This is a genomic window from Sphingobacteriaceae bacterium GW460-11-11-14-LB5, assembly GCA_002151545.1.
In the GTDB taxonomy this organism is placed as follows: domain Bacteria; phylum Bacteroidota; class Bacteroidia; order Sphingobacteriales; family Sphingobacteriaceae; genus Pedobacter.
Genome location: CP021237.1, coordinates 2,510,789 through 2,531,620 on the forward strand (window position 1 = coordinate 2,510,789; position 20,832 = coordinate 2,531,620).

The window sequence follows — 20,832 nt, forward strand, 5'->3', positions numbered from 1 at the left end:
GTGGTTTTGAAAATCATGACAATTTCATATTCAAATTTTATGCGTGTTCTTGTTAATCTTTATAATTTAATGGTTTCTTTCTCCTAACCGGTATTTCGGGGTTTTGCAAGGGTTTTGAAGGATGATAATAATAAAGCCCTGCTTTGCCATAAAGCGTCAGATGCTGGCTTAAATTATTGCTGAAGATTTTAAAATCTTTATGTTTTTGTGGCGTCCATGCAGCCTCTGCCAGGGCAGCAATGCGTGGAAAAAGCAAATAATCTAAACGGTTATCATTATCTACTGTTTCTGTCCAAAGGTTGGCCTGAATACCTAAAATAAGCTGTTTTTCTTTTTCATTTTCAGTAAAAGACTGTGCATCGAACTGGTAAACCTGCTCAATCGGACTATACAGTTTGTTCCATTTCCTGCCATATTGATGCGTACTATCCTGAACAAAATCGAAATACAGGGGCAAACGCGGACATAAAACCGTTTGGTAACCTTTACTCAACGCAGTACGGAGCTGGGCAGGTTTTTCCTGGCGCCACCAAAACATAATTGTTTTTTCTTTCGGCAAATCGGCTTCGGCCATTTCATCCCAAAAAATAGCCCTGGCGTTTAATTGATAGAGCGAATCGGCCATACGTTTCATAAAATAATGTTCTACTGCAGCATCATCTTTAAGCTTTTCGCGTTCGCGGAGTTTCAAAATATCGGCATTGCTTTTCCACTTTTCATTTCCATAACTCACTTCATCTCCACCTAAATGAATTAATCCGGCAGGAAAAAGCACATTGGTTTCTTTTAGAATATCGGTTAAATAACCGTAGGTTTTTTCCAGGCCAGGATTAAAGGTAAACTCCGGGTGCCCTGCTGAACCGCCTCCTGAATATTCGGGATAAGCCCGATTGGCTGCAGTAGCATGCCCGGGCATATCAATTTCGGGTATCACTTTAATGTAACGTTCTGCAGCGTAAGCTACAATTTCCCTAATATCGGCTTGTGTGTAAAACTGAGCGGGTAAATTAGGTGTTAAATAATCTCCAATGCCTCCAATAAGGGCTAAATTAGGATATTTTTTAATTTCCAGGCGCCAGGATGGTTCATCGGTTAAATGCCAATGGAAGGTATTTAGCTTATAAAAGGCCATCCAGTTTAAAATGGATTTTACTTTTTGTTTGCCAAAAAAATGGCGCGATTCGTCGAGCATAAAGCCACGCCAGCCATAAGCTGGTGCATCGCTTATCTCTGCTACCGGAAGCTGGTTATTTTTACTGGTTAGCGCCAATTGCAGCAACGAGATTATTCCATAAAAAATCCCGTTAGGGTGCGTAGCAGAAATGGTCACCTGTTCAGGTTTAATACTGATCTGGTAAGCACATGAATCTGCCTGCCTGCGACCTGCCTTTAGCACCAGGACAATATTTGCCGATTTAGCTTTCTGCTGAAGGGTAATTCCTTTTTGACTTAATAATTCATTCTGAAAATAGTAAGCAATCGTTTTTAACTGTTCGTTATGATAACCAATGCTACTGTGATTATTAAGCGTAAAGTAACCACTGCCTTTTGCAAATTGCAGCGGCATAGGAATAATTCCAGCTTGCTGTGCAAAGGCCGTTGAGTAAACAAGTATTATAGATAATGTATATAGTAACCTCATTATTTGGTTGTTATTTTCAATACATAAACAGGAATTTGATTTCCTTTTTTAAAATCAACGGGTAAATTCAGGTTGAGGCCTTCATTATTGATGGTCCATTCGATTTTCTTATTGTTTCCTAAAAGCTCAATATTTTTAACAGATAATAAACTTTTGTTTATTTGCTTTAACTGTACACCTGGTTTTTGCCAGCTCCTTAAAAAAACATACACGTTCTTATCCTTTGCCGTATAATAAACATCTGGTGTTACAGATTTCGGTGTACCGTCAAAAACAGCATCTTTAATGGCGTTTTTACTTTCTTCAATGGAGCTATTATCGCTCTTTTCATTGCTGTTTTCTTTTACGGCTAACCATGGGTGGCTGGCGTAAATGGCCTCCTGGTTAATATCCATCCATTTACCTACAGCTTTTAATCTTTCGGTTGCCCAATCCGGAAAGGTACCATCACCTTTCGGTCCAACGTTTAGCAATAAATTACCCCCGTTAGCCACTACTTCTACCAAATGCCTCACCAGCATTTCGGGCGATTTCCAAACGCTATCGTGTTTATTGTAACCCCAGTTTTGACCAATGGTTAAACAAGATTCCCAGGCTTTTTTTGATGATGGAGATAAAGATTGTTCAGAAATTGAAAAATCGCCATAACCATTTCCAATTCTATTGTTTACCAGGCAGTTTGGCTGTATTTTTTCAACCAATGCTTTAAGTTCTGCACTCTCTTTTTTACTGATGAGTTCGGGTGTATCGAACCAAATTGCACCAATCGGGCCATAGTTACTTAAAAGCTCTGTAATTTGTGGTTTAACCTTTCTTTCGAAATAGCGGTTAAAAACTTTAGCATCTTCATTCGGATAATCCCAGGTATTGCTTCTGCCCGCTTTTACAGGCCAATTGGTTGGCACATCCGGATCTTGCCAATCTCTCCCCAAGGAATAATAAAGGCAAAGCGTGATGTTGTATTTTTTACAGGCTTTCGCCAGCGCTGCAACTGGATCGCGTTTAAACGGACTTCTTTTTACAATATTATAATCGCTACTGGCCGAGTTATACATGGCAAAACCATCATGATGTTTTGCTGTAAAAACGATATACTTCATGCCTGTTTCTTTGGCTTTTTTAACCCAGGCATCAGCATCGAACTTGATGGGATTAAACTGATTAGCAATGGCCCCATACTCCTGTACCGGAATGCGTTCGTACAGCATAAAATGCTCTCCTCCTTTAACCCGGTGACCTTTCCAATCGCCGGCAGTTTGCGCATACAAACCCCAGTGCAGGAACAGACCGAATTTTTCAGCTTTAAATTGATCTATCGGACCTGTTTGTGCAAACAAGTTTGCTACCAGACCTATCGTAAATAAGGTAAACAAGTATTTTTTTTTCATTAACTTATATTTTACACTCCGGAATCCATTTTCCGGAGTGTATTTTTTTTAATTTAATCTCTCAAGGTTGTCAAATCAACTGCAGGCGCTGGCAAAGCCAAAGCTGTAATTTCATTATAAACGGATTGTGTTACTGGCAAGCCCCATTTTTTAAAAAAATCGCTTAAATCGTTTCCGCTAATCGTACAGGCCTTTAGCATAAAATAACGCATTTTAGCCGCATCGTTAGCTAATGAAGGATTTTCGGTACGGGTTTGCTTATGCAGCGTAATGTAAAAGGCATCGCCATATTTGAGCCACAACTGATAAAACATCCCCAACCTGGTATCATTCGCATTGGCAACTGTACCATTAAAATTACGGTTAGCCTGAGCAATACTAAAATAATTATCAACCGAGGTCCATTTGCCATCCCGGTTCATGCGGGAAGGTGTAACACCAAAATATCGTTCGGCAGCCATCGAATACAGGTTTACCGTAACCTCGGTCAAACCTGTCCAGGTCCACGGACCTTGTTGATGGATATGCCCAGCCTCATGCCATAATCCCCAGCCCGAAACTCCGCTAACATTTGCATTTTGCAGAATACGATAAGTTAAAGAACGGATATAAAAAATCCCAATCCCCGCAGCCATGTAATCACCTGAATTTGCAGGGTCTTTAACGGTGATCAAATATTTATATGACCCTGCGGTATGCAAGGCTGTAGATCCATCAATGCCACTAAAAGCATCTTCTGCATCAATAATCTGATCAATTTTAGTACTCACCGCTTGCTGATCGTCGGTTTTATAAGTAATTGCATCATCCCTGCGGGCAACCACAATGGCACGACTGGTTTCGATGATAACATCAGGTACATTAGTTAAACTATCGAGCATGGTTAACCAATCGGCATTTGAAGTAACATTTTTCTTAAAATAAGGTACAGGCTTAAAACCTTTACCAAAGCTAAGACTTGCAGATGCTGCCGGAGTAGCGCTACTTACATATTTTACCCAGGCCATTCCACCATATTGATCGGCTTTAATCTTATTTAAACCTACTTGTAAGGTGTAATAAGTACGCACGGGTCTAATGTTATCTCTAAATGGTGTACCTAATACCAGCTGAGGCAAACGGGTCCCGCTGGTTTGAGCAACCGTAACATAAATAGAATCGTTTGCAGCCACATAATATCCGGTAGGTAACATTTCGTTATGATTGGACTGAATTAGTCTGTTAGCTACCGCCTGACTGCCCACATTTTCGGTATACGTTTGCGTAACCGGAGCCACCATACCTGATACAGGACCAACTGCAGTAAGCTTATTTTTTAAACTAAAAGTATCTGTGCTGTCTGCCTGCTCATTGGTCTTTTTACATGCGAAAACAGAGATTGAAAAAGCCAGGCTTAGTAAGCCAATTTGATATAGATTTTTCATAGCTGTTTAGTTTACGGCAATTACTTTTATCGAAGATGCCTTATCGTTAAAGGTAGAAACAAAGGTGCTTGATGAGGTGAGTTCTATACTGCTTCCGGTAAAGTTATCTCCATCATACATAATTACTTTAACACCAAGACCTAAATTAACAGATGATATATCGTTATTACTAATGCCACGACTAATTAAATCGGCAGTAGTATACTGGCCAACAGGTAATGATACACCATAACCTCCATAACTGGAATTCTGATGGAATTTAGCAGAACCATTAGCCCCAATTTGCGGCACACCATTCAAAAATGAAAATGAATAGGTTTTGCTCACATTGCCTCCATTCTTCAAGAGCAATTTCACCCTGATGTTGTACGCTTCGTTATTTTTATAATAAAGCTCGCTAAACGGGATGGTTGCCGAAATGGTATTTCCGGTACCCGGGTTCGATCTCCATGCCACTGCATTATAATCAGCATCACTACTACCCAAATCCGGATCCATGTAAATCAAAATATCATTTACCACTTTATTGCTGGTAAACGAACCGGTAACAGTAAAAGCCTGCGTTGTTGCATTGTAGGCAAACTGCGCATTAATCGTGGTAGTAGCTGCCTCGTAAGGTATTTCTGTAGGCAAAGGATTCTGGAACACTTCATTACGGTTCAAAATGGCCGCATCAACCTCGGTTAAGAATGTTGGCTGGCCTTTACTGAAAGTTACATTTCCTGATCCCATTAAAGAAGTACCTAAGGTTGGTTGTTCTGAAGCATATTTGGCATGATCGTGTGGTAAATTTAAGCCATGTCCAAGCTCATGCAGCATGCCACCAAGTAAATTTGATGTTGCATTAGGAATTTTATCAACCGCCATGTTTAAATTATCAGTAGCAAAACAATTTTTACCATAACCATAAAAGGGCTGATCAAAACTACCATCTGTACGCTGCGGCAATAAAATCAGCGTGTGACTCGAATTAGAGAACTCTGATGCATGGGTAGCTTTGTAAGCAGCAATTTCATTCAGGATTTTAGTTGCCGAAATACTGGCATCGTAAGGATAAGCCGATTGTCCGAACTGAGCTGGTATTTCGATAAAACGCACCAATCCGGTTGAATCGATTTTGGGCAGCCCCATGTATTTATCATAGCCATATCGTAACATTTCGGTATGGAACCAGCCCTGAAAATGAACCAATAAAGAGGTTAGGCGGGTTTTGTAATCAGAAAGCGCCGGATTATCGGTTGGCACAAACATTACAATGTTTAAGTTTTTGGTATTGGTTACGAAACTCGGCGGAGTGGTTCCCGGGTTTAGTGCCAACGTGGTTGGTTTTGCGCTAAACGTTTCTGGTTCTGAAACGGGTGCTTTTTTACAGGCAGTCATTAAAAGGCCACTTGAAATCATCAAAAGCAGTGCAAAGCAAAGTTGTTTTTTGTTTTTCATGTTTAATGGTTTGAGGTTATTTGATTAATTGATTTTTATTTCATCATTGTCATTTTTGTTAAAAAGTGACCTTTACCACCCTCCCCGCAGCTTCCTTGCTGATCAGCAATGTTTCTGGCACCGATATCCTAAGCCCCTTGTGATCCTGTTTCCAGTTTAGTTTTTCATCTGTTTCGTCGAGCACTACCGCTTTAACCTGAATCTGGTCGTGAGATAGCGACTTGATAATCAGTTCGCCATATTCGGTTTCATTTAAAAAAATATGCAGTTCATCTTGCTTTCCTGAATAAAATATAATGGGTTCAAGTGTTCTGATATCGATGGTAGATCGAGATTGTGCCGGAGTAAATTGCTTCGTCATTTGATCAATAGTTCATTAGTCAATAGATTCATTTTTTAATGCTTTATAACTGGGTCCTTCATTACCAGGCGGAGCAAACGAATATCGTAGTCATCTTAAACCTGTCGTCACTGTAGCCCGGATGAGAATCTTAGTGCTTACCGCATTAAGATTCCCAATCGGGTTTGTCATCACGAAACGTCCAGCTCGCCCAGCTTTCAACTCACCATTACCATCCTGGATTTTGAATCAGTACTGTACTCTTGTTAATTTCTGATTGTGGAATAGGAAAATAATACATTTGAGGATTGGTAAATCTCCTTGTTTCGAAAGAAAAACGAGCTCCGGTAACGGTTGATCCGCTACGTGTCCAACGCATCCCGTTTGCCGGGCCATTTATTAAAGTTTCTGCCAGTTTCCATCTTTTGATATCAAAGAATCTGATCGCTTCTTCATAGGTTAACTCTACCCTTCTCTCATTGCGGATTACTTCTCTCATTTGCTCTTTGCTTAGCTGCGATGGCAATTGAAATGGTACTAAACCAGCCCTTTCCCTGATTTGCTCCACAGCCTGGTACACTTCTGTGCTGGGTCCGCTAAATTCGTTAAGTGCTTCTGCGTAATTCAATAATATCTCGGCATATCTGATGGCCACCAGGCCAATATTATTGGATATACCAAAATTGCCGCCAGCACCTTCGTGACAAAATTTACGGTATAAATAGCCCGTTTTAGTAGAACCTGAGGTACCTAAACCGTCGCCTGGAGCATTGGCATATAAATTCACTACCGTTTTGGTGTTAGTGGTATTGTTTAACCACAAACTGCCATCATATAAAATAGAATAATAAAAACGGGGATCCCTGTCTTTGTACATATCTGCTTCTACGTAACCAGAGCCTGCCTCTTTAATGTTTTTACCATTTTTCATCGGATAGGTATCTACCAATTCCTGGGTTGGATAAGAGTAAGCCTGCCCGCCGCGGGAAACCGGAAGCAGAAAACCTTCGTACCACCTGTTTGTCGATTTCATGACCTGAAAAATATGTTCAGGGGTATTTCTGGTAATCATCATCTGATAATACCCGTAACCAGGGGCAGTTGTATTGTCTTTTACCAAATTGTATATGCCCATATCCATTACCGCCTTTGCGGCATCTGCAGCCAGTTTCCATCTATTGTTATCCAGATTCTCATAACCTGCCAAATTTTTATTGGCACCTGTACCAGGATTTTGCCCGTTGAAAAGAGGACTGGCAGCCAGGAGTAAAACTTTTGATTTTAAACCCAATGCAGCACCTTTTGTCGGGCGTCCGAAATCTTCAATTTGTGTGGTTACAGGCAAAGCTGCGCAGGCATCTAATTCGCTCACCACATAATTTACAGTTTCGGCAAATGTAGACCTGGCTAAACCAAAATCGTCGGTTATGGCGTATACTTTATCGCCAATAACTGGCACACCACTATAATTACGTAGTAAATGCCAGTAATAATAAGCCCTTAAAAACCGGGCTTCCAGTTTTAAAGTTGCTCTTCTGGCGGCCGAAATCGGAGACCGGTCTACGTTTGCCAAAAAAACATTTACCCGCCTGATATTATTGTAACAATTGTTCCAGTGGTTCTTAAACCGGCTAAAATCGGCCTGACTCTGAAATGTTGCCGAATTAAAGGCGGGTGCTATTTGTGCGGTAGCACCACTCCATACGATATCCGAATCGTCTGATGCATCGCTGTACGACCACAAACCACCACCTGTTAAGCCATTATCGAGATAGTATGTTCCGGCTAAACCGGTGTAAATACCGGTTAAAAACCTAAAGGTTAACAAACTATCGGCAAATACGGTCGCTTCATTGAGCTGCCCTACATCTGTTTTATCCAAAAAACTACTGCTATCAGTTTTTTTGCAGGCAACAGCACCTATCGCTAATAAACCAACTAATGTTAAAGTTTTTAAATAATTTATATTTTTCATCTGTTTATATATTAGAATGTTACCTGTAAGCCAAGGTTTACAATTTTTTGTTGAGGATAGGATGAATAGGCCTCTACTGTTCCTGTAGAATTTATAGACTCAGGGTCTACATCATAAATCTTCAGGTTAAACCAGGTAATCAGATTTGCAGCATTGGCATAAATGCGGGCATTTGATAATCCGATTTTACTGATCAGTTTGGTACTGAAATTATAGCCGAGTTCTACATTTTTGAGTCGGATATAATCTGTTGGGCGTAACCAAAAAGTAGACTGATCAAAGTTGGCGCCACCTAAGCGTGGTAATTCTGCCGTTTCCTTGGTTTCCGGCGTCCATCTTTTTAAGTGTATTTCGGCAGGTGTACCGTTCACATTCCCAATCTGGAACATGGTAGAAGCGCTTAAGCTTCCTTTTGCAGCCCCCTGGAAAAGCACCGAAACATCAAAACCTTTGTAGCTTGTGCCTAATGAAAAACCGTAGTTGATCTGAGGGATATTCGGGTTGCCAATCGGGCCTATATCACCCTGATCGATCTTTCCGTCGTTGTTGATATCGGCATACTTCAAATCGCCAGGTTTAACTGCGCGACCAACTGATGTCGGACTATTGGCAATATCGGCCGCATCATTATAGAAACCTATGCTGGTATACCCATAAATCTGACCAATAGGCCTACCTGTGCGCATCAGCAAGGGATTGCCTTGATTATAAGGCTCATCGCGGTAAATTATTTTATTTTTATAGATGGAAATGTTTCCCTTAACGAAATAGGATAAGTTTTCTGACAGTTTATTCTGGTATGACAGGTCGAGCTCAAAACCTTTATTATTTACGATACCCAAATTTACCGGAGGTAAGGTAATACCTGAGAAATTAGGTACAGTTTCCCTAACGGTTAAAATATCATACCTTTTGTGGTTAAAATAATCGAACGTAATCCCGAGTTTACTGTTCAGCAATTTAATGTCTGTACCTATATCCAGTTTTCGCTCCTGCTCCCATCTTACATCTTCATTTGCGAGGGCGCCGGGCGTAATGCCATACTGTAAACTGTTATTATCGCCAAACCAGTAAGAGTTTGCCGCCGTTGCCGGCGCATTATAAATTTCTTCGTAGATATAACGGTAAGTATTCGGGAAATCATCAGAACCAACGGTACCCAACGAGCCCCTTAATTTCATGTAATTGATAAAAGGAAGGGCTTTTTTAAAGAAAGGTTCCTCACTAATGTTCCAGCCTGCACTTACTGCCGGAAATAAACCATTCCTTTTACTTGCTTTGAACCTGTCGGTACCATTATACGCTCCATTCAGTTCGAATATGTATCTCGATTTATAATTATACCCTACCCTTGCAGAATATCCTCTGAAATTTGCAGGAATATTGGCACCAGAAATATCTGCTAACTGGTTGTATACAATCAGACCGTATAAATTGTGGTTTCCAAACTGGCGGTTATAATCTAAAATACCTTGTACATTGATCTTACGAAGGGGGTAGCTGGATGTGTTGGCATCAAATGTAGTTGTTGCCGTAAGTGGTTCTAACCTGCTTAGCTCCGGAAAAACAGGATCTAAAACATCCGATCCCGGCAGGTAGGCATATGTAGGGAAACGCCCTCTGGTTAACGATCGGTTAAACTCTACATTATTGGTGTAGGCCAAAATTACCCTTGCGGCAAGCCCTTTGGTTAAAAAATCTAAATTTTGGTTAGCCTTTAGGTTTAAGTTAAGGTTATTGCTATAGTTTCTGTTGTAACCGGCATATTGCAAAATACCAACCGGATTTAATGTGGCTGATTTTCTGCCTCCGTAACTCCCGTCTTCGTTTTTAACCGGGTAATTCCATGGATTTAAAAGTCCGCTGCTTAATCTTCGCCAAATAGAAACGGCACCACCGGCCAGTACATCAGGAAGATTTGGCTGGTTAATTTCATTAAACCTGGCCGAAAGATCTAACTTTAAGGTTAAGGTTTTAGTTACATTCAAATCAACATTCGACCTGATATTGTATCTTTTTAAATAATAGTTACTGTTAAAATTTTCATCTTTTTCTATCTCTTTTAAAATACCGTTTTGATTAACATTACCAAGCGCAACGAAATACTTTAAATTTTGAGTACCACCAATAATGTCGATATTGTTGCTTTGCTGCAATGCATTTTTGCGCATAACCTCATCGTACCATTTAACGCTCGGGTAACGGTAAGGATCGTCTCCCAGTTTAAAATGATTTAGCGCTTCCTCAGTAACCAGTCCGGGATAGGTCAGGTTGGGGTCTCTGCCTTCATTTACCTCTTGTTCCTTTAATAAAAGTAAGGCGTTATAAGAATCCAATGGTTTTCTTCTGATGGTAGGTGTTTGCAAACCAAAATCGCTTCTGAATGTAATTTTCGGGGCAGAATTTGTGCCTCTTCGGGTGGTAATCGCAATTACACCGTTAGCACCCTTTATACCGTAGATAGCCGTTGAAGAAGCATCCTTTAAAATGGAAACGGTTTCGATTTCATTGGAATTTAACTGGCTTAACTGTTCGTAAGGATACTCTACATCATCTACAATAACTAATGGTCTGTTAGATGCACCTGTGTAAGTACTAACCCCACGAATGTAAATATTAGCAGCATCGGCACCTGGCTGACCGCTGGTTTGCTGCTGGAACAAACCGGGAAGCCTTCCGGCCAGTGCATTTTGAAAACTTGCAGCAGGACTTTGTCTTAATTCCTTACCCGACACCGTACTGGTTGCACCGGCATTGGTTATCTTCTTTTGCGGGGTAAAACCTACTACAACCACTTCATTTAAATTTGAATTATCTTCTTTTAAAACAATATTTAAAGGTTGGCTGGTAATGGTAACCACTTTTGTGATGTAACCAACAGAGCTTATGATTAGTTTGGTACTGTTGGCGCCAACCTTAATGCTAAAAGCGCCACTGGTATTGGTGATCACAATATTCTTTGGGTTTTCCTGTTCTGTAACTGTTGTAGCAATCAATGTTGTGCCCTTATCATCTGCCACCACACCCCTTACCATTTTGGTTTGGGCGTAAGCCAAATTAGTGATCAGCACAAGCAATATTATATTCAGTATTTTTTTCATCTGTATATAGTTTCTTTTTTATCGGCATGAAACCATTCTGATTTCCGTTTCACTTCTGTGATTTGAAAACCTGTATGCTTCATTAATTTAAATTTATGCCCCTTACTAATTAGGCCATCCTGGGTTTTGAACCATTTTGTTATTAGCTAATATTTCGGCCTGTGGTATAGGGTACCAGTACATTTTGGTATCGAATACAGCATTTGCGGCATTGAAATAAGTATACGAGTAGGCTGTTCCGTTTTTGATAATCTGCACACCTCTAACCGGTTTGTTTAATTCGATTTCGGCCAGTTTCCATCTTCTCAAATCCCAGGTTCTGTGCTCTTCAAAAGCCAGTTCTATCCGGCGTTCATTCTGAATTATTTTACGCAGTTCATCTTTGCTAAGCGTAAGCGATAAACCGTAAAGATTATTGGAACCAGGAAGAATTCCTGCTCTTTTCCTGATTAAAACCAGATTGTTAACGATATCGGCAACTGCTCCACCCGATTCGTTTAGCGCTTCGGCATGGTTTAATAAAATTTCAGCATACCTCAATAAGATTACATGATGGGCCTGATTGGTGTAAGTAGTAGAAGTTTCAAATTTGCCCATAAATTTCCTCAGGTAATATCCCGTTCTGGTCTGTGTTCTGTTTCCTCCCGGCTTATCCTGACCACCTTCAAAGGTTTCAACAGGCCTTCCCAGCCAATTTTTGCCATTGTGCATAATGGTAGCGGTTAACCTCGGGTCTCTGTTTAAGTATGGGTTATTCGAATCATAAGTGGATCCCGCATCGGAAATGGCTTTTCCATCAAGCATTAAAAATGCATCGACCAGGTTTTGCGACGGACTGGTTAAACCAAGGCCTTGTAAATATCCAATCGGACCGTTGTTGATTTCGATATTGGTATTTAAAACATTCTGTTTAATAAAAATAAATTCGGTGTTTTTGGTTGCATTAAAATTGGCTACCCAATCCGTTACCAACGTATAACCCAATGCTTTTACATCGGCGGCTGCCTGTGCGGCTAATGCCCATTTCTGGATATTATTTGTCGGGTTACTTAAGGGACTGGCGGCATATAAAAGCACTCTCGATTTTAGGGCCATTGCGGCTCCGATATTCGCCCTACCCCAATCTCCATCTGTAATGGCATAAGGTAATAATGAGCTTTTTATGGCATCCAACTCTGCTACGATATAAGCATAACATTCGTCGAGGGTATTTCTTGGCACATTTATATCATCATTGATGGTATATACCTTATCGCCAATTAAAGGCACACCGCCCCAGCGCTTAACCAGTTCGAAGTAAAAATAGGCCCTCAAAAATCTTGCTTCCGCTTTAAACTGCGTTTTTAAAACTGCAGTTGTGGGTACCACATCTACTTTGCTTAAAAAAAGATTGGCTCTTCTGATGCCCAGATAATTCTTGCTCCAAACATCATCAGGAAGGGTTGTAGATGAGATTCTACCTGTACGGTAAAATTCTGCCTGGGTTCCTATTCTTGATGGTACGGCATCGTCTGTTCCGGCATCTAAAAAGCTACCATCTATCCTATTATACCAATCTGGCAACAACAAATAGGTTCCGTTTAAAAATTGTTTTGCATAATCAGCATTCTTATCAAGAGGGTCAAAAATTAAGTCGCCGGTGATGCGGTCTAAAGGTTCTGCCTCAAATTTTTTCGAACAGCCAAATGCAAATAACAGGCAGATTATAGCGATGTATATTTTATAATTATTCATAATCAAGATTTAAAACTGAAGGTTAACACCAAAATTGAATATCCGCTGATTGGGCACATTTCCGATCAACACTTCCGGATCTACCCCATCCAAGGTTGTAGCGGTTAACAGGTTAAGACCATTGGCAAATACCCTCACATTGGTCAAGCCGATTAACTTGATCAGGTGGCCAGGTAAACTGTAACCTATTTCTACATTTCTTAATCTTAAATAGTTGCCGTTTTTCACCCAGAAAGAAGAAACCTGGCTATTATTTGGGTTATTGCCAACACTTAAACGTGGGTATTCTGCCTGCGAAGCGGTAGCAGGTGTCCATCTTAACAAGCTACTTTCTAAGGCTTGTCCATATCCGCCGGCTGCACCGGTTGATGCAAAATTGATAAAGTTGAAATACACATTTCTGTTTGCTTTACCATTTAAGGTGAATGAAAAATCCAATCCTTTATAATTGATCCCACCTGTTAAACCATAAAAGAAAACAGGCTTGGTACTGCCGATCGCGGTCATATCGTAAGTATTGATGATGCCATCGTTATTTAAATCCTTATATTTTAAATCGCCCGGAACCGGGAGGTAACCATCAACCTTTGGTCCGTTGTTAATTTCTGCAGTGTTGTTGTAAAAACCATCAGCCACATAACCAAAAGTTTGCCCCACAGGCTGGCCGGTTCTGTATTCGTAAGCATTTTTTCTAAAAGGTTCATCATTAAAAATCACTTTGCTTGCGCTCCACGAACCATTTGCAGTAATAAAATACCTGAAGTTGTTGATCTGATTTTGATAGCCAAGCCCCAGCTCAATACCCGAATATTGGTTTTTACCTATATTCTCAGGCGGCAAAACAGCTCCAATTACTGCACTTGCATTTGTTCTCCTGGTTTGCAACAGATCGTAATAACTATTCCTATAATAATCGGCGGTTAACCATACTTTATCCTTTAACATCGAAACATCTAAGCCGATATTAAATTTCTTGGCTTTCTCCCAGGTAATATTTGGGTTAGCCAGCGGTCCTTCATCTTTTGTACTTGAAGTGGTCAGCGGATTTCTGCTGTAAAAGGTATCGCCATTATCAAAGTTTTGCAGGTATTGGAAATACCCGGCTGCTGCATTTGTAGCGGTTAAACCGTAAGATGTTCTCAGTTTTAATGAATTAACTGTGTTTTTTAAATTGGCAAAAAAACTTTCGCTGGCGATGTTCCATCCTAAACCAACTGATGGAAAGAAGCCCCACTGGTCTCCCGCTTTATAACGGTCGTAACCCATGTACGAAGTGGCAAGTTCCAATAAATACTTATTATCGTAATCGTAATTAAACCTTCCACCCAGCGATTGATTAACCTGCGATAGAGCGCCACCCAAAACGTAACTGTCCCGTATAAATAACAATTGCGCTTTAAAGGTATTTTTATCGATTGTTTTATCATAGCCCAGATCGAAACGAGAAAATATCTGCTGGTTTAAATCTGTTGGAGAAGAACTATTCGATTGCGTACCATCGCCCCCTATTGTTTTATAACTCGTTTGGTTTGTAACTGGATTTATAACCGGCGAATACACTGCAAAAGATTTACTTCTGTTAATGTTTTCGTTATAGTAGGAATTGAAAGATATTGCGCCACTGGCATACAAACCAGGCAAAAAAGTATCGAGCTTTTGCATTAACGATACATCTGCCCCTAAATTTCTATTAACCGACGGCCTGTATCCCGATTTTATCGACATCCCATACAGGTTATTTTGAAACTCGGTGTTTCCCCCCAGCGAGCCATTTTCGTTAAATTTCGGATAGGCATTATTGGGCGTAGTTAACAATGTGCTATAAATACTGGCTATTGTAGATCCGGGTTGATTACTGTTTCTTATTCTCCCAAACAAGCTTAAACTGAGCGTAGTACTATTGGTTAAATCAACATCGATATTACTTCTGAAAGAATACCGCTTAAAACTATTGTTCGTTTCATAAGTATTGATAGAAGGATCGGTAACTAAAAAACCACTTTGACTCAGGTAATCGAGGTCTACAAAATACCTTACCTTGTTGCTTCCACCTCTTAAGTTGAGGTTCTGTCTGCTTACAGGGGCGGTAGCTTTTAAAATTTCATCAGTCCAGTTTACATTGGGGTGCGTAAAAGGATTTGTACCATTTTTATACTTATCTAAATCGGCTGCTGTATAAATGGCTTGACGCCCGTCGTTTGCCAGCGCCTCATTAAATAAGGTGGCATAATTAAATGCATCCAGAAATTTAGGCCGTTCAATTTGCTGCTGAATACCGTACTGACTGGTGAAGGTAATCTGCTTAGGCATATTTGCACCGCGTTTGGTCGTGATCAGTAACATTCCGTCAGCGGCTTTCATGCCATATAGCGCAGTTCCCAGTGCATCTTTTATGACTGAAATGCTTTCTATTTGCTCAGGATCGATACTGAGATACGAACGTGGTACACCATCAATTACAACCAATGGCGTTCTTCCCCTTAGCGATATAGCAGGTTCGTCAGAACCCAACTGAAAATTATTTTGAACCACGTACAAACCTGGCAGTTTCCCATACAACATTAAACCAACCTGTGGCGTAGGAAAACTCTTTAGCTCTTCTCCACTTACAGTAGCCGAAGATTGAATTCTTTTTACATTTTTCTGCGTTCCAAATAAAACCGGAACATCGTGGTCTGGCAAAGTTAAGGCTACAGAATTCCTGAGTTTGTTTCTCAGAGAATCTCTCAAATTCGATAATGAATCGTTGGGAATTTGTTTACTATTTTTTTTGGCCGGCGAGGGCACCTGAAATTTCTTGCTTGAATTGGTAAGGTTTGGGAATGCCAAAACATCAACACTGTTTGCCAAGAATAACAGCACCCCAAACAGCGTCATCCGCTTTATAATCGAAGTATAAGTTCCGCTCATTTAAAATAATTTATTTTGTTTATAATTTTATTATGCAGAAGGCAACGACTCTCCATGCTGCGCGAAAATTTTAATCATTCCGCATACTGATAGCCAGCATGATTACTGCATACTGCATTAATGGTGAGCATGTACTCACATTTATTCTATTGATAATGGATTGTATTTATGCCTTAAGCATAGGTATTAGAAATTTTGATTCGTTTTCTGCGACTAGCAAATGGAAAAGCGGGTATATGCAAAACGGCATATTGCCCCATTGGTTAGGGATAAGTTTCATGGTTTGGTTATCTTTTGATTAGCTGATTTGAATTATTCAATTTAAAGTCGTGAATAGACTGTACTTGAGTTGGTGTGGTTAGCTTTTCTTCATATCCTCTGGTTTGGTCAGTTTATTTAATCGATAGTTTCTGTGCCACTGGTTATTGTGGAATAGTTAGCTCAATTTCGTTAAACCAAAACTGGCGCATTATTCCCTAAAAAAGGTCGAAAATTGTAAATGAAAGGGTAGAAAAACCGTAATCCTTTAATATTTTAATAAGTTCGCACTATATTTAAAGGAAATACATCAAAGGCTTTTCTTCCATAGCGATAAGATGGCCAAAAAACTAGCTTAATTTTATGAAACTGCGTTTAATCGCTTTATGGTTTTTCCCAATGCTTTTTATTTGCACCACTTTGTGTGCCCAGAAGCATCTTGTTTTTAACCACCTCAGGATGGAAAATGGTTTGTCGCAAAATTCGGTGATGGCCATAACGCAAGACAAAAACCAGTTTATCTGGATGGGTACCAGACATGGGTTAAACCGCTATGATGGCTACCGTTTTAAAATTTACAACAATAGCTCCGATAACCTCAACAGCCTTTCAGATAATGTAATTAACACGCTATTGAGTGATAGCAAAGGAAGATTGTGGGTAGGTACAGAAAACGGACTGAATATTTACAATGATAAAAACGATCATTTTTATCGCATCAATAAACGGAGCTCTGCAAATTCTTTTAGCTGCGATTCGGTAGAATGTATATATGAAGATCCTCAAAAAAACATCTGGGTAGGCACATATAACGGCCTCAACCTGGTTATCGATACCGAAAAGCAGATTTTCAAGAAATTTCTTTTCGATAAACCCAATTATAAATCTGCACTCAACTGTATTTTCTCAATTTTTAAAGACGAAAAACAAAACCTTTGGGTAGGTACTTATAATGGTTTGGTACGTATTTATCAGGTTAAGGGTAAATACCACTTTGAGATTTTCAGGCATAATCCCAACAATAAGAACAGCATCAGTTCTAATGCCGTAAAAAGTATCGTAATCGATAAACAAAAGCGGCTTTGGTTAGGCACCTACAACGGCTTAAACCTATTCGATTACGAACACAAAACCTTTAAACGCTATCAGACCAGTGCTACGGATCCAAATTCGATCATTAATAACGATATCAGGAAACTCACCCGCGATAAAGTAGGCAACATTTGGATTGGCACACAGGAAGGGTTGAGTATCCTCGATCCAAATACCCGGAAATTTAGCAATTACCGTTACGATCCGGAGCAACCAGACGGATTGAGCCAAAATTCTATCCATAGTATTTTCCAGGATCTTAACGGCTCAGTTTATTTGGGGACTTATTACAAAGGTGCAAATGTGGTTTACCCCTCTGCAACACCCTTTACCGTTTTTAGAAATTCGAAGACACGGCAAGGTTTGAGCAGCGATATTGTGAGTGCTATGGTCGAGGATCAAAACCATAACCTGTGGATTGGTACCGAAGGTGGTGGTTTAAATTACGTAAACAGAAGCAACCATACCTTTACCTATTATAAATTAGAGCCAAACAGCAACAACGGCCTCAACTCCAACTTAATTAAAACCTTGTGCCTCGATAAAACCGGGCAGCTACTGGTGGGTACACACCGCGGTGGTTTATACCTGTTTAATGCCGCAGGTCATAATTTCAAGAAAATAATCAATGTTAAAAATAAAAAAAACAACCCCGGGGGTTCAGAAGTCATTGCAATAACTGAAGATAGCGATGGTACGGTTTGGGTAGGCTCAAGGGATGGATTATCGACACTAAAAAAAACAAATGGCCTTTACGCCGCTACAACGGTTAAAAGTCCTTTAGAGCAGAACCTGAGAAACAAATATATTCAGGTTATATTTGAAGATAAGGCCAAAAATCTATGGATCGGAACGATGGCCGGATTATATGCTTATCACCCAGCCACTAAAAGGATTACAGCCTATTATAAGAATAAAACCAAACCAGGAAGTTTAAATTCCGATCACATTAATTGTATTGTTCAAATACAGAATGGAAATATTTGCGTTGGAACTTCATTTGGAGGTTTAAGTATTTTCGATAATAAAAGTAGAAAATTCAAGAATTACAACGAAAAAGATGGCCTGCCAAACAGTAATGTTTTGGGCATCATTGAAGATGAAGAAAACAACCTGTGGATTAGTACTGATAAGGGACTTTCTAAATTGATTACCAAAACAGGGAGATTTATTAATTATACCAAAAGCGACGGGCTTGCCGGTAATGATTTTAATATCCGTTCGTTTTTAAAAGATAGTCGTGGTGAATTGTTTTTCGGTGGTTACGATGGTTTAACCGCCTTTTATCCCAGCCAGATTGATATAAATAGCAATCGGAATGTTGCGCCAATCACGTTTACCGAACTCAAACTGTTCGATAAACCAGTGGCGGTAAATGCTCCCGACGGGCTGTTGAATGAAGATATCAAAAGCATCAAACAGATAACGTTTAAACACGACAACAATAATTTTAGCCTCGATTTCGCCTTATTAAACTACATTAAACCAGAAAAAAACAGTTACCGTTATATCCTGAAAGGCCATAGTAAAGATTGGGTAAAAACCGATGTACCAAGTGTCACGTATAGCGATCTTCCGGCCGGCAATTATACCTTTATCGTAACCGGAAATAATAACGATGGAAATCCGGGCAACAAACCTGCGAGCCTTAAAATCACTGTGCTTCCACCCTTCTGGGCTACCTGGTGGGCCTATCTAATTTATCTGGCCTGCTTTTCGGGTTTACTGTTTTTAATTGTACGTTATCTTTTTGTTCGTGCTTTGCTTAAACGGACAGAAGACATTCAGAAAATGAAACTGAATTTCTTTACCTATGTGGCCCACGAAATCAGAACGCCGCTTACCCTAATTCTAGGTCCCTTAGAAAATCTTTCCAAACAATATCAAACCGATACGGAACTCAACCGGCAAATTATTCCGATAAAAAATAATGCCAACAGGTTAATGCGGCTTATTACCGAATTAATGGATTTTAGAAAGGCTGAAACCGGGCACCTTACCCTACACGTTACGGAAGATAATATCGTCGATTTCATCAACGAAATTTTCATTTCCTTCTCTCATCTTGCCCAGACAAATGATATACAATATGAATTTGTACGCGGCCAGGAAAACATCAGTCTGTTTTTTGATAAAAGGCAGCTCGAAAAAGTATTGTTCAACCTATTATCAAATGCATTTAAATTCTGCGATAAAGGTGGTAAAATTTCTGTCACGCTCGTGGATATGGATAATGAAGTAGCGATTAGCATTGCAGATAACGGACTGGGTATACCTGCAGAAAGTTTAAAGAATCTTTTTAGCGATTATTTCCAGGTAGATGAGCAACACTCCAACCAAATTGGTTCAGGAATAGGTCTGGCGCTTTCTAAAGCGATAGTTGAGGAACATAAAGGACATATTGCTGTAGAAAGTACACCTGCTGAAAATGGTGAGCGTGGTTTCACCAATTTTACGGTGAGGTTAAAGAAAGGAAAATCGCATTTTAAAACAGCGATTTTTGATGGGGCAAAAGATTATCCTACCCATCCTAATATCTACACGCAACAGCCCGAAAAAGAGCTAAACATTTTAAAACCTGAAAAAGAAACTGATCTTTCCACCGAAACCATATTAGTGGTGGAGGACAATAGTGAAATCAGGCAATTAATCGCATCACTCATTGGCGGTCATTACCTCGTAGCAGAAAGTGAAAATGGATTAATGGGTTGGGAAACGGCTGTAGAAACACTGCCCGACCTGATTATCTGCGATATCATGATGCCCATAATGGATGGTATTGAACTTTGCCGCAGGTTGAAGGAAGATGAGCGGACCAGCCACATCCCGGTTATTATCCTTACTGCCCGCTCCTCACATATCCACCAGGTGAGTGGCCTGGAAACCGGCGCTGATGCCTATATCACCAAACCTTTCAGCCCTGAATTGCTTTTACTGAATGTTCGTAATTTACTGATGTCCAGACAGGTAATGCGTCAAAAATTCCTGAAACACATCCATTTACAGCCAAAAGAGCTCACCATTAATGCTATTGACGAAGCTTTTATGTTAAAACTGTTAAAATACATTGACGAACACATTACGGATGAAGATTTTGGGGTATCTGAACTGGCTTCGATGGTTGGAATGAGCAGACCTGTTTTGTATAAAAAAATCAGAAACCTCACCAACCTCTCTGTAAATGACTTTGTTAAATCGATACGTTTAAAGAAAGCGATGGAACTGTTTAAACAAAATAGATTTACCATTTATGAAGTAGCTTATCAGGTTGGCTTTAACGATCCAAAATATTTTAGCAGGGAGTTTAAAAAACAGTTTGGAAAAAGCCCGCGTGCTTTTATGAACGGAAGTGAAGAAGAGGATGTTTAAAATGGAAAATGTAAGCTGGATGATGGAATTTAATCCGGAATAGATTAATACTCTTATTTTTCATTTACTGGATTCGTCATCCTGAGCGGAGTCGAAGGATCTACCGGGTAAATTTTACATATTTGACTGAACGTGATTTGACGAAGGTGCGGTGTGAGA

11 protein-coding genes are annotated in these 20,832 nt (G+C 39.9%); 2 read left to right on the top strand and 9 right to left on the bottom strand.

What is annotated here, in order from left to right:
- Positions 1-52 precede the first annotated feature (52 nt).
- The 9 genes from CA265_10220 to CA265_10260 form a co-directional block, all read right to left on the bottom strand.
- Complete coding sequence (locus tag CA265_10220; GenBank protein ARS40003.1) at positions 53-1,642, bottom strand: beta-hexosaminidase; 1,590 nt, start codon at positions 1,640-1,642, stop codon at positions 53-55.
- Positions 1,642-3,030: a hypothetical protein gene (locus tag CA265_10225; protein ARS40004.1), complete on the bottom strand. Its 1,389-nt coding sequence runs from the start codon at positions 3,028-3,030 to the stop codon at positions 1,642-1,644. Before CA265_10225 ends, CA265_10220 begins: the two co-directional genes overlap by 1 nt.
- 53 nt (positions 3,031-3,083) lie before the next feature.
- On the bottom strand, positions 3,084-4,454 hold the full coding sequence (locus tag CA265_10230) for a hypothetical protein (GenBank protein ID ARS40005.1): 1,371 nt from the start codon (positions 4,452-4,454) through the stop codon (positions 3,084-3,086).
- Between the two features lie 6 nt (positions 4,455-4,460).
- Positions 4,461-5,894 (bottom strand): hypothetical protein, encoded by a 1,434-nt coding sequence (locus tag CA265_10235; protein ID ARS40006.1) that lies wholly within the window; start codon positions 5,892-5,894, stop codon positions 4,461-4,463.
- 58 nt (positions 5,895-5,952) lie between these two features.
- A complete protein-coding gene (locus tag CA265_10240; GenBank protein ID ARS40007.1) occupies positions 5,953-6,255 on the bottom strand; it encodes a hypothetical protein in 303 nt (100 codons plus the stop codon).
- A gap of 208 nt (positions 6,256-6,463) precedes the next feature.
- The gene (locus tag CA265_10245; GenBank protein ID ARS40008.1) at positions 6,464-8,209 is read right to left on the bottom strand and encodes a hypothetical protein; all 1,746 of its coding nucleotides are present in this window, start codon (positions 8,207-8,209) and stop codon (positions 6,464-6,466) included.
- Between the two features lie 11 nt (positions 8,210-8,220).
- Positions 8,221-11,310, bottom strand: coding sequence for a hypothetical protein (locus CA265_10250; GenBank protein ARS40009.1), 3,090 nt, complete (start codon positions 11,308-11,310; stop codon positions 8,221-8,223).
- Positions 11,311-11,415: 105 nt separating this feature from the next.
- On the bottom strand, positions 11,416-13,044 hold the full coding sequence (locus CA265_10255; GenBank protein ARS40010.1) for a hypothetical protein: 1,629 nt from the start codon (positions 13,042-13,044) through the stop codon (positions 11,416-11,418).
- A gap of 9 nt (positions 13,045-13,053) precedes the next feature.
- Positions 13,054-15,954 (bottom strand): hypothetical protein, encoded by a 2,901-nt coding sequence (locus tag CA265_10260; protein ARS40011.1) that lies wholly within the window; start codon positions 15,952-15,954, stop codon positions 13,054-13,056.
- 98 nt (positions 15,955-16,052) lie between these two features.
- Between CA265_10260 and CA265_10265 the strand changes: the two genes are divergently transcribed.
- Positions 16,053-16,256: a hypothetical protein gene (locus tag CA265_10265; GenBank protein ID ARS40012.1), complete on the top strand. Its 204-nt coding sequence runs from the start codon at positions 16,053-16,055 to the stop codon at positions 16,254-16,256.
- A gap of 319 nt (positions 16,257-16,575) precedes the next feature.
- A complete protein-coding gene (locus CA265_10270) occupies positions 16,576-20,673 on the top strand; it encodes a hypothetical protein (GenBank protein ARS40013.1) in 4,098 nt (1,365 codons plus the stop codon).
- Positions 20,674-20,832: the final 159 nt, after the last annotated feature.

Excerpts from the sequence above, each read along its gene's own strand:
- CA265_10220 (ARS40003.1), bottom strand. The coding sequence starts at position 1,642 with ATGAGGTTACTATATACATTATCTATAATACTTGTTTACTCAACGGCC.
- CA265_10225 (ARS40004.1), bottom strand. The coding sequence starts at position 3,030 with ATGAAAAAAAAATACTTGTTTACCTTATTTACGATAGGTCTGGTAGCA.
- CA265_10230 (ARS40005.1), bottom strand. The coding sequence starts at position 4,454 with ATGAAAAATCTATATCAAATTGGCTTACTAAGCCTGGCTTTTTCAATC.
- CA265_10235 (ARS40006.1), bottom strand. The coding sequence starts at position 5,894 with ATGAAAAACAAAAAACAACTTTGCTTTGCACTGCTTTTGATGATTTCA.
- CA265_10240 (ARS40007.1), bottom strand. The coding sequence starts at position 6,255 with ATGACGAAGCAATTTACTCCGGCACAATCTCGATCTACCATCGATATC.
- CA265_10245 (ARS40008.1), bottom strand. The coding sequence starts at position 8,209 with ATGAAAAATATAAATTATTTAAAAACTTTAACATTAGTTGGTTTATTA.
- CA265_10250 (ARS40009.1), bottom strand. The coding sequence starts at position 11,310 with ATGAAAAAAATACTGAATATAATATTGCTTGTGCTGATCACTAATTTG.
- CA265_10255 (ARS40010.1), bottom strand. The coding sequence starts at position 13,044 with ATGAATAATTATAAAATATACATCGCTATAATCTGCCTGTTATTTGCA.
- CA265_10260 (ARS40011.1), bottom strand. The coding sequence starts at position 15,954 with ATGAGCGGAACTTATACTTCGATTATAAAGCGGATGACGCTGTTTGGG.
- CA265_10265 (ARS40012.1), top strand. The coding sequence starts at position 16,053 with ATGATTACTGCATACTGCATTAATGGTGAGCATGTACTCACATTTATT.
- CA265_10270 (ARS40013.1), top strand. The coding sequence starts at position 16,576 with ATGAAACTGCGTTTAATCGCTTTATGGTTTTTCCCAATGCTTTTTATT.